Annotated in this window: 10 protein-coding genes and 1 riboswitch; of the genes, 2 read left to right on the top strand and 8 right to left on the bottom strand. The window is 70.5% G+C overall.

The window, feature by feature from the left end; translation table 11 throughout:
- Position 1: 1 nt before the first annotated feature.
- The 4 genes from ACZ7LU_RS20465 to bioB all read right to left on the bottom strand — a co-directional run bounded on the left by ACZ7LU_RS20465 (position 2) and on the right by bioB (position 4,395).
- Positions 2–925, bottom strand: coding sequence for an esterase/lipase family protein (locus ACZ7LU_RS20465; RefSeq protein ID WP_471917509.1), 924 nt, complete (start codon positions 923–925; stop codon positions 2–4).
- Positions 926–1,150: 225 nt separating this feature from the next.
- Complete coding sequence (gene bioD / locus ACZ7LU_RS20470; RefSeq protein ID WP_471917510.1) at positions 1,151–1,885, bottom strand: dethiobiotin synthase; 735 nt, start codon at positions 1,883–1,885, stop codon at positions 1,151–1,153.
- Position 1,886: 1 nt separating this feature from the next.
- The gene (locus ACZ7LU_RS20475) at positions 1,887–3,176 is read right to left on the bottom strand and encodes an adenosylmethionine--8-amino-7-oxononanoate transaminase (protein ID WP_471917511.1); all 1,290 of its coding nucleotides are present in this window, start codon (positions 3,174–3,176) and stop codon (positions 1,887–1,889) included.
- The gene (gene bioB, locus ACZ7LU_RS20480; RefSeq protein WP_471917512.1) at positions 3,169–4,395 is read right to left on the bottom strand and encodes a biotin synthase BioB; all 1,227 of its coding nucleotides are present in this window, start codon (positions 4,393–4,395) and stop codon (positions 3,169–3,171) included. The genes ACZ7LU_RS20475 and bioB overlap by 8 nt, the downstream gene beginning before the upstream one ends.
- A gap of 120 nt (positions 4,396–4,515) precedes the next feature.
- On the opposite strand from bioB, the gene ACZ7LU_RS20485 reads away from it, so the two are divergent.
- Positions 4,516–5,745, top strand: a complete 1,230-nt coding sequence (locus ACZ7LU_RS20485; RefSeq protein ID WP_471917513.1) for an 8-amino-7-oxononanoate synthase — start codon at positions 4,516–4,518, stop codon at positions 5,743–5,745.
- A 33-nt stretch (positions 5,746–5,778) separates the two neighbouring features.
- Here ACZ7LU_RS20485 and ACZ7LU_RS20490 read toward each other — a convergent pair whose 3' ends face one another.
- Positions 5,779–6,003 carry a DUF397 domain-containing protein gene (locus ACZ7LU_RS20490; RefSeq protein WP_468088869.1) on the bottom strand — a complete coding sequence of 75 codons (225 nt, stop codon included), beginning with the start codon at positions 6,001–6,003 and terminating at the stop codon, positions 5,779–5,781.
- A gap of 9 nt (positions 6,004–6,012) precedes the next feature.
- Complete coding sequence (locus ACZ7LU_RS20495; protein WP_398306704.1) at positions 6,013–6,876, bottom strand: helix-turn-helix domain-containing protein; 864 nt, start codon at positions 6,874–6,876, stop codon at positions 6,013–6,015.
- 272 nt (positions 6,877–7,148) lie between these two features.
- Between ACZ7LU_RS20495 and ACZ7LU_RS20500 the strand changes: the two genes are divergently transcribed.
- Positions 7,149–7,601 (top strand): ATP-binding protein, encoded by a 453-nt coding sequence (locus tag ACZ7LU_RS20500; protein WP_398306702.1) that lies wholly within the window; start codon positions 7,149–7,151, stop codon positions 7,599–7,601.
- A gap of 43 nt (positions 7,602–7,644) precedes the next feature.
- Here ACZ7LU_RS20500 and ACZ7LU_RS20505 read toward each other — a convergent pair whose 3' ends face one another.
- Positions 7,645–8,118, bottom strand: coding sequence for a C40 family peptidase (locus tag ACZ7LU_RS20505; RefSeq protein WP_398306700.1), 474 nt, complete (start codon positions 8,116–8,118; stop codon positions 7,645–7,647).
- A gap of 3 nt (positions 8,119–8,121) precedes the next feature.
- Positions 8,122–8,298: riboswitch (cyclic di-AMP (ydaO/yuaA leader) on the bottom strand.
- A 357-nt stretch (positions 8,299–8,655) separates the two neighbouring features.
- Complete coding sequence (locus ACZ7LU_RS20510; RefSeq protein WP_471917514.1) at positions 8,656–8,964, bottom strand: hypothetical protein; 309 nt, start codon at positions 8,962–8,964, stop codon at positions 8,656–8,658.
- Between the last annotated feature and the right edge of the window lie 4 nt (positions 8,965–8,968).

The following is an 8,968-nucleotide window of genomic DNA, read 5'->3' on the forward strand; positions in this document are numbered from 1 at the left end:
CCTACCATTTCTCGCACCAGTAAAGGGCGTTCATCGCTACGCGGGCGGGAGCCGCGCCGGTCCGGTCGCTCTTGGGCCGTTCGGGCACGTTCTGATACCACTGGGGGTAGACCCCGGTGGTTATCTCGTTGAGATTCTCGTGCGTCCAGCCCTCGGTGGCGTCGGTCTCGGGATACCACACCCGGTGGTCCGCCGACATTCCCATCGCGGACAGACCTATTTTCCAGTCGGCCGCCGCACCGATGACGGTCCAGTCGGTTCCCTGAGCGGATTGCGGGTTCTCGCCCGTCCAGTCGAGGAAGTCGGAGCCCGGCCTCATCTCACGGCACTGGGTGGTCGGCTCGAACGGGTCGCAGGCATAGGCGAATGCGGTACCGGCGTGCGGACCGGCGATGCTGACCGCGTCCTCGACGTAGATGTAGGGCGGCCACCCGGGCTCACCACGCTCGACCCCGGTGATGGCCGCCTGCGCGATCAGACCGCCCATGGAGTGCGAGACGATGTCCACCGACTGCCCGACCTGGGAGTACGCGCGGTGGATGTCCCAGGCGAGCAGCCTTCCCAGTTCCTTGAGGGAGGTGTTCTTGGTGCCGTCGTCGAGGAGCCGGGTATTGCAGTTCGTGTCGCCGGAATAATACCCGACGAAGTGGAGGGGGCCGGTCCAGCCCTCTTCTTCGAAGAGTTTGTTGGCCGGTCCCCAGGAATCCATGCAATCGGTGCCCTTCGCATCCGATGATGCCCCGAGATAGCCCTTGAGGAAGTAGACCGGATCGTCGGACGAGTCGTTTCGCGGCGGCACCGCGGCTGCCACCTTTCCTGAGGCGGCGCCGGACGATGCGGCTGCGGTCGCCGTTCCGCCGACGGCAAGAGTTGTCAGCACGGCCAGGAACACGGACAACAGCCGCGGTAATTGCTGGGTTCTCATTTCCCCTACCCCCTGTGCTTTCGCTGATACGGTCGCCGCCAAAAATATTGCGGGGCTCAACAAGGTCGCATCCAACGGGGGGTTGATGCCGACGTCAACCGCGCGCAGCAGTGGGTAAACCAGCGTGGTATTCGGGGATCTTCGCTAGCCGATGCCCGGTCACGGCGGGAGGGGAGGAGCGACACGCGCTCCTCCCCTCCCGCTCCCGTCACCCGGGACGCGGACTCACCGCCCCCACGCCCCCGGCGCCTCCCGCTCCGTGAACGCCGTTCCGTCCCACGTACCTCCCAGCTCCGGCCCCAGCCAACCGGCCGCCTCGGCGCGGAATCGGGAGGCGGTGAGCGATGCTGCTCCGGCCGGGATCGCGCCGAGGAGTGGTGTGCCCGCGTCCTTCGGCAGGTCCGCGAGGTTGCAGCGGGATGCCAGGTCGGGGTCGGACGGCCAGCTGCCGACCACGGGTCCCAGCTGGCGCACACCACGTGCCCGCAGCGCTTCCGCCGCCAGCGCCGTCGAGTTGAGCGTGCCGAGACCCGCCGTGACGACCAGCAGGACCGGCGCGTCCAGGAGTCGGGCCGCGTCCACGAGGGTGCCGCCCTCGTCGTCGAGGCGCACCAGCAGCCCGCCCGCCCCCTCGACAAGGACCAGGTCGTGCTCGGTCGCGAGCTTCGCGGCCGCGTCGGCCACGTCCTGCGGGTGGACCTGCGCGAGGCCGGCCCGCCGCGCCGCGACGTCGGGGGCCAACGGCTCGGGGTAACGGGCGAGTTCGAGGGTGGTGACGCCGTCCCCCGCGAGCCGCGTCACCTCCTGCGCGTCGCCCGGCCCGCAGGGCGCCACCCCGGTCTGTGCCGGCTTGAGCATGGCGACGCTGCGCCCGGCCGCCAGGGCGACCGCGGCCACCGCGGCGGTCGTCACCGTCTTGCCGATCTCCGTGCCCGTACCGGACACCACGATCACCGTCACGTCACCCCTCCTTCGCCGCCGCGCACACCGCGCGGGCGATCCGTGCCACGTCGTCGTCGCCCGTGACGAACGGCGGCATCGTGTAGATCAGGTCGCGGAACGGCCGCACCCACACACCCTCGCGCACCGCCGCACGCGTCGCCGCGGCCATGTCCACCGGGTGGTCGAGCTGTACGACACCGATCGCCCCGAGGACACGGACCTCACGTACCGAGGGGAGAGCGGCCGCCTCGGCCAGGCCGTTCCGCAGGCCCGACTCGATGCGCTTGACCTCGGTCGGCCAGTCCTGCCCGAGCAGCAGGTCGATCGAGGCGCCGGCCACCGCCGCGGCGAGCGGATTGCCCATGAACGTCGGCCCGTGCGCGAGGACCGGCACCTCGCCCTGCGAGATGCCGTCGGCGACCCGCGGCGTGCACAGCGTCGCCGCCATCGACAGATAGCCGCCGGTCAGCGCCTTGCCGAGGCACATCACGTCGGGGGAGACACCCGCGTGGTCGGCCGCGAACAGCGCGCCCGTACGGCCGAAGCCCGTCGCGATCTCGTCGAACACCAGCAGCACGTCGTGGGCGTCGCACGCCTCCCGGAGGGCGCGGAGGTAGCCGGGGGAGTGGAACCGCATCCCACCGGCCCCCTGCACCACGGGTTCGACGATCACCGCGGCGAGTTCGTGGGCGTGCCGCCCGATGAGCTCGTGGAGGTGCTCGGCGTACGACTCCTCGTACGCGTCGAACCCGCTCGGCGGCGCGTCCGCGAACACCTGCCGCGGCAGCACCCCCTGCCACAGCTCGTGCATGCCGCCCTCGGGGTCGCACACGGCCATCGGCTGCCACGTGTCGCCGTGGTAGCCGCCGCGCCACGTCAGCATCCGCCGCTTCTCGGGCCGGCCGAGCGAGCGCCAGTGCTGCAGGCACATCTTGACCGCGACCTCGACCGCGACGGAGCCCGAGTCGGAGAGGAAGACGTGCTCCAGACCGTCGGGCGTGATGTCGACGAGGCGTTTGGCGAGCGTGACGGCGGGCTCGTGCGTCAGTCCGCCGAACATGACGTGGCTCATGCGGTCCAGCTGGCCGCGCACCGCGTCGTTGAGCACGGGGTGGTTGTACCCGTGGATCGCCGACCACCAGGACGACATGCCGTCGATCAGCTCGGTGCCGCCGCCGGCCAGGCGCATCCGGACGCCGCTCGCGGACTCGACGACCAGGGGTTCCTGGCGGCCCGGCATCGGCCCGTAGGGGTGCCAGACGTGCTGCCGGTCGAGGGCGAGCAGGTCCGCCGTGGAGAGGTCAGGCATTGGGGGCCAGGTCCGTTCCCGCGCCCCGGCGGCGTACCGCCACCAGGTCCGTACGTGCCTCGTGGGAACCGGCCGCGGGCGCCGCCGCGGGTTCCGCCGGAGCCTCGGCGGCCGGCTCGGAGCTCCCGCAGGGACCACAGGCACCCCCCTCGTGCGAGCCGCAGCCGCCCCCGTCGTGCGAGCCGCAGCCCCCCGCGGCCGCGGCCGACGCGTCGGCGCGGTGCTGCGGCAGCGTCACCTGGTCCGTGCCCTCGACCTCGAAGCCGGCGTCCGCGATCATCTCCAGGTCGGCCTTGCCGGCCTGGCCCTCGCTGGTCAGGTAGTCGCCGAGGAAGATGGAGTTGGCGATGTGGAGGGCGAGCGGCTGCATCGAGCGCAGATGGACCTCCCGGCCGCCCGCGATGCGCACCTCGATGTCCGGGCAGACGAAGCGGACCATCGCGAGGATGCGCAGACAGCGCTGCGGCGTGAGGTTCCACTCCTTGGCCAGCGGCGTGCCTTCGAAGGGGATCAGGAAGTTCACCGGCACCGAGTCCGGGTCGAGCTCGCGCAGCGAGAAGACGACGTCGACCAGGTCCTCGTCCTTCTCGCCCATGCCCGCGATCAGCCCCGAGCAGGCGGAGAGTCCCGCCGCGTGCGCCTTCTGCACGGTGTCGACGCGGTCGGCGTACGTGTGGGTCTTGGTGATGTCCGCGTACGTCGCCTCGGACGTGTTCAGGTTGTGGTTGTACGCGTCGGCGCCCGCACCCCGCAGCCGCTCCGCCTGCCCGTCCGAGAGCAGGCCGAGGCAGGCGCACACCTCGACGCCCTCGTTCTGCTCCTTGACGGCCGCGATGGTCTGCGCGACCCGGTCGACGTCACGGTCCGTGGGGCCGCGGCCGCTGGCGACCAGACAGACCCGCTTGGCACCGCCCGCGACCCCGGCCGCCGCGGCCTGCGAGGCCTCGTCGGGCTTCAGCCAGGTGTATTTGAGGATCTCGGCCTTGGAGCCGAGGCGCTGCGAACAGTACGAGCAGTCCTCGGGGCACAGGCCCGACTTGAGGTTGACCAGATAGTTGAGTTTCACCCGTCGCCCGAACCACTGCCGCCGTACCTTCCCGGCGGCGGCCACTACGTCCAGGAGTTCGTCGTCGGAGGTGGCCAGGACGGCCAGCGCCTCTTCACGGGTCGGCAGTTCGCGCCGAAGCCCCTTGTCCACCAGCGTGTTCAGCAGGTCCATGGCGCTGATCCTTACGCACGGCAGCCTGCCGGGCCAAGGAGAGTTCGCACAACAGAAACGGTTTGAGGTGTGGGTATTGCCACACCCTGGCCAGGTGGCACGACGGCTAAGGTCTGTGCAATGTCTACAAACAGGCACCCCGTGACGGGCGCGTCCACCGCGCCGGGCAGAGCGTCCGACGACGCCTCCGACGACGCCCTCGACGGCGCACCGCGCACCGCGTTCGGCTGGCTCGACGAGCAGGCGCGGCTGCGCGCGGACGCCGGACTCGTCCGCACCCTGCGCCCGCGCCCCGCCGCCGCGGACGGCCTCCTTGATCTGGCGGGAAACGACTACCTGGGTCTGACCCGGCATCCCGAGGTCACCGAGGGCGCGGCTGCCGCGGCCCGGCGCTGGGGCGGCGGCGCCACCGGGTCCCGGCTCGTCACAGGGTCCACGGAGCTGCACGCCGAACTGGAGCGTGAGCTCGCCGATTTCTGCGGCGCCGATGCGGCCCTCGTCTTCTCCTCCGGTTACGCGGCGAACCTCGCCGCCGTCACCGCGCTCGCCCCGCACGGCTCGCTGATCGTCTCCGACGCGGGCAACCACGCGTCCCTGATCGACGGGTGCCGGCTGGCGCGCGGGACGACGCAGGTGGTGCCGCACGCCGACCCGGAGGCGGTCCGCAAGACGCTGGACGCGCACGGCGGCCCCGCCGTCCTGGTGTCCGACTCGGTGTTCTCGGTCGACGGCGACATGGCGCCGCTCGCGGAACTGGCCGGGGTCTGCCGGGGCTTCGGCGCGGGGCTGATCGTCGACGACGCCCATGGCCTCGGGGTGCTGGGCGACGGCGGCCGGGGCGCCCCGTACGCGGCGGGTCTCGCGGGCGCGGACGACACCGTGGTCACCCTGACCCTCTCGAAGTCCCTCGGCAGCCAGGGCGGCGCCGTACTGGGCCCCGCCAGGGTCATCGAGCACCTGGTGAACGCCGCCCGCACCTTCATCTTCGACACCGGCCTCGCGCCCGCCGCGGCCGGCGCCGCGCTCGCGGCCCTGCGCCTGCTGCGCCGCGAGCCGGGCCGGGCCGCACGGGCCCGCGAGGTCGCGGCTGAGCTGCATCGCCGTCTCACGGCCGAGGGTCTGTCGGCGGTACGACCCGACGCCGCCGTCGTCTCCGTGTGCGCGCCGTCACCGGAGCGGGCCGTGCGGTGGGCCGCCGACTGCCGGGCGGAGGGTCTTGCCGTGGGCTGTTTCCGGCCGCCGTCGGTGCCGGACGGCATCTCACGGCTGCGGCTGACCGCCCGCGCCGATCTCACCGACGCACAGATCGCCGGTGCGGTACGGGTGATCAGCCGCAACGCACCCCGATGAAGCGTGCCGGGCCCGTGAAGGGCCGGGGACCGCTCACCGGAGGCAGTTGATGAACGACTCCCAGGGGCCGGGGGAGAAGAGCAGGGCTGGCCCTGCGGTGTTCTTCGAATCACGTACGGCACGCAGGCCGTTCAGCGGACCCGAGTCGAGGGTGGCCGTCTCGACACAGTTGTTCATTCCGTTGCTGTAGCTGCTGCGCTGCCACCGCGCACCTTGAATGATCGTGCTGGAAGGTACGTACCGAGGCATTGCGGTCATTTTGCCTCCTTACGCGCCGTCGCATAGCCCGGCGATGAAATCCGTTGAGTCCTCGGGTGAGAGCGCTTGTACCTGAAGGGAGTTGAAGGCCTCCGTGTACGCCTGGAGGTCTTCTTTCCGTTCGAGATAGAGGCTACTCGTCAAATGGTCGAGAACAACCACATCCAGATCAGCAATGTCCGGAAATGAAAAAATAACGAAAGGACCGATCAGACCCACATGCTCACCTGCGGCGAACGGCAACACCTGAAGCCGGACGTGAGGCATGTGGGACGCCTCCCTCAACCGAACCAACTGCCCCGCGAAGACCTGCGCGCCGCCCACCGGCCGCCGCAGCACTGCCTCGTCCATGACCACGCTCAACCGCAGCGGCGGATCGGCGCGCAGCACGTCCTGCCGGGCCAGCCGGACCTCCACCAGCGCCTCGACCTGCTCCTCCGGTAGCTCGCCGAGCGCGGCCCGGGTCACCGCGCGTGCGTACTCGGAGGTCTGCAGCAGGCCGGGAACCACGGAGGTCTCCAGCGTGCGCACCCAACTCGCCTGCGATTCCAGACTGATGAAATCGCGGTAGGTGGCGGGCAGTAGATCGCGATACGCCTTCCACCAGTGATGACGCCCCGCGCCGGGGTCGTCGGCGCCGGCGAACGCGATGAGCAGCTCGCTGCGCTGCGGATCCTTGACCTGATATGCCTCCATCAGCAGCCGCACGTCGGCGGCCTTCACGCCGCTGCGGCCCGTCTCGATCCGGCTCACCTTGGACTGGTGCCAGCCGACCCTGGCCGCGGCCTCGCTGCTGGTGAGCCCCGCGTGACCGCGCAGGGCGCGCAGGGCGGCGCCGAGCTGTCGACGGCGCACCGCGGGGCCGTACTGCATGCCCGTCTCCTTTCGGACGGAGCCGTCGGATCTCCCGGCGGCAGGGCAGGGCAGTAGGCGAGATTAGAGGAAGTACCGCTCTCCCGCCCAAATACGGTCTGCCGTAGCAGAGTTCACCGCTTCGAGCGACAGATATATGCACATCTCGGTGGATCGCCACCCGTGACCGGCCAAGGAGTGGCAGGCTGGCGCGAAGCACCAGTCCGGGACTGTCCTCGAGTCATCCGCCGCGAGCCGGAGACCGGTCCCGGTGGGAAAGGGACAACGTCGCCATGGCAGACCACCAGGAAGCCTCAGTCACCCTGCCGAGCGATCCTGTCTCGGTCCCCGCCGCCCGGAAATTCGTCTCCCGCGTGCTCGCGGAATGGGGCCTGCCCGGCGACGCCGAGGTGGCCGACACGATCAGACTGATCGTCTCCGAACTCGCCACCAACGCCGTGCAGCACACCCTGGGGCAGTCGCCCACCTTCACCGTGGACCTCGAACTCGACCGTGACGAGCAGCTGCGCATCGGTGTCACCGACAGCCACCCCCGCTACCCCAAGCGGCTCCCCGCGGCCGTCCAGCAGGACAACGGCCGCGGCATGGTCATCATCCGCTGGCTGGCGGCCGAGTGCGGCGGCAGGCTCTCCGTCAGCCCCACCGACGAGGGCGGCAAGACCGTATGGATCGCACTGCCCTGGCAGGCACCTGTCCAGCGCGGCTCGCGTGACGACGACCGCTGACCGGCTCGGCCGCGGCCCACGAACGCCGCGCTGGACGGTGCGGTCAGCGCACCCTGCCGTACCAGACGCTGTTGGACCAGATCTTCTCCAGGCGCACCACGGTCCCCCTCTTGGGGGCGTGCCAGATGCGGTTGTTACCCGCGTAGATCCCGACGTGGTAGACGTTCCTGCCGGAGTGGAAGAACACCAGATCACCACGGGTCCGCTGGGACCTGGAGATGTGCTTGGTCTTGTTGTACTGCGCGGCGGCCGTGCGAGGCAGCTTCTTGCCCGTCTTCTTGAACGAGTAGAGCGTCAGCCCCGAGCAGTCGAACCGGTTGGGTCCGGCTGCCCCGTAGCCGTACGGGGAGCCCTTCTTGGACGCCGCGATCTTGAGCGCCTTCGTTCCGTGCGTCGCTGCCTCGGCCTCCGCCGTGAGCCCGGGGGCCACGACGGTGCCGCCTACGACGGCGAGCGTGAGGGCCGATGCGGCACCGGTCCTGCTGAGCAGCGACGGAACATGATTCAGCGCGGTCATGCGCAACCCTTCGTCAGCCGCCTGTGAAGGATGACCTGTCGGGTTCGGGCAGGCGAAGATGCCCGGCCGCGTCGTGCTCTGCGGCTTCACCCCAAGGGCGTCGTCCGGACTTCCCGGACGGGCCCGTCGTACCTGGGTCCTCCACTCCTGCCGTTGCACCGATGTCGACCGGTCATCCGGGTGGCGGCAGGACTCGGCGTCCGCCCGGACCGCCCCGCCGCTGTGGCGGGGGCTTGTCGTCGGAAGGGATCTTGACCCGAAACAGGTCCGAAAACCGAGCCGAAACGGCGTTTTGTGAGGCTCCTCACGACTGACCTGTTCAGGTGGACACTGCCGAATTCGACGTTCCGCCGCCTTCTCTGACGACCGCTCGACCAGCAGCGGAATACACAATTCCGCCCTTGCTGTACTCGCTGGACGCAACTTCGGACCGTGCGGATGACGACGTCCGGGTACGCCGTCCGGGGTAGCCCGACTGGTCCGTTTCGAAGCGGTCCCGGACGTTCCGGTGTCGGGCGCCGGGCTGCCGACGGGATTTCAGGAGCCTTGCGGCGGTGGCACGGTGAGTCGTCCCGCCCGCCGCTCGCCGTCGAGGACGCGCAGTGCCCGGGCCAGGGTCGGTGCGTGCACCTCAGTCTCGCCCCGCTGGTGCATGAGGGCGAGCGCGTCCCGCAGGGCGGTGGCCCGGCCGACCAGGGCCTGGGCGGCGCGCAGTCCGCGGTAGGTGTGCTCGGCGCGGGCCGGATTGATGCGGCCGAGCAGGTCGACGACTTCGAGATAGCGGTCGATCACCTCCGCCTCGGCGTGGGTGAGGGCGGGCAGGGGCGGCAGTTCGGGCGGCAGCATCGGT

Source organism: Streptomyces sp. NPDC039462, assembly GCF_055639375.1.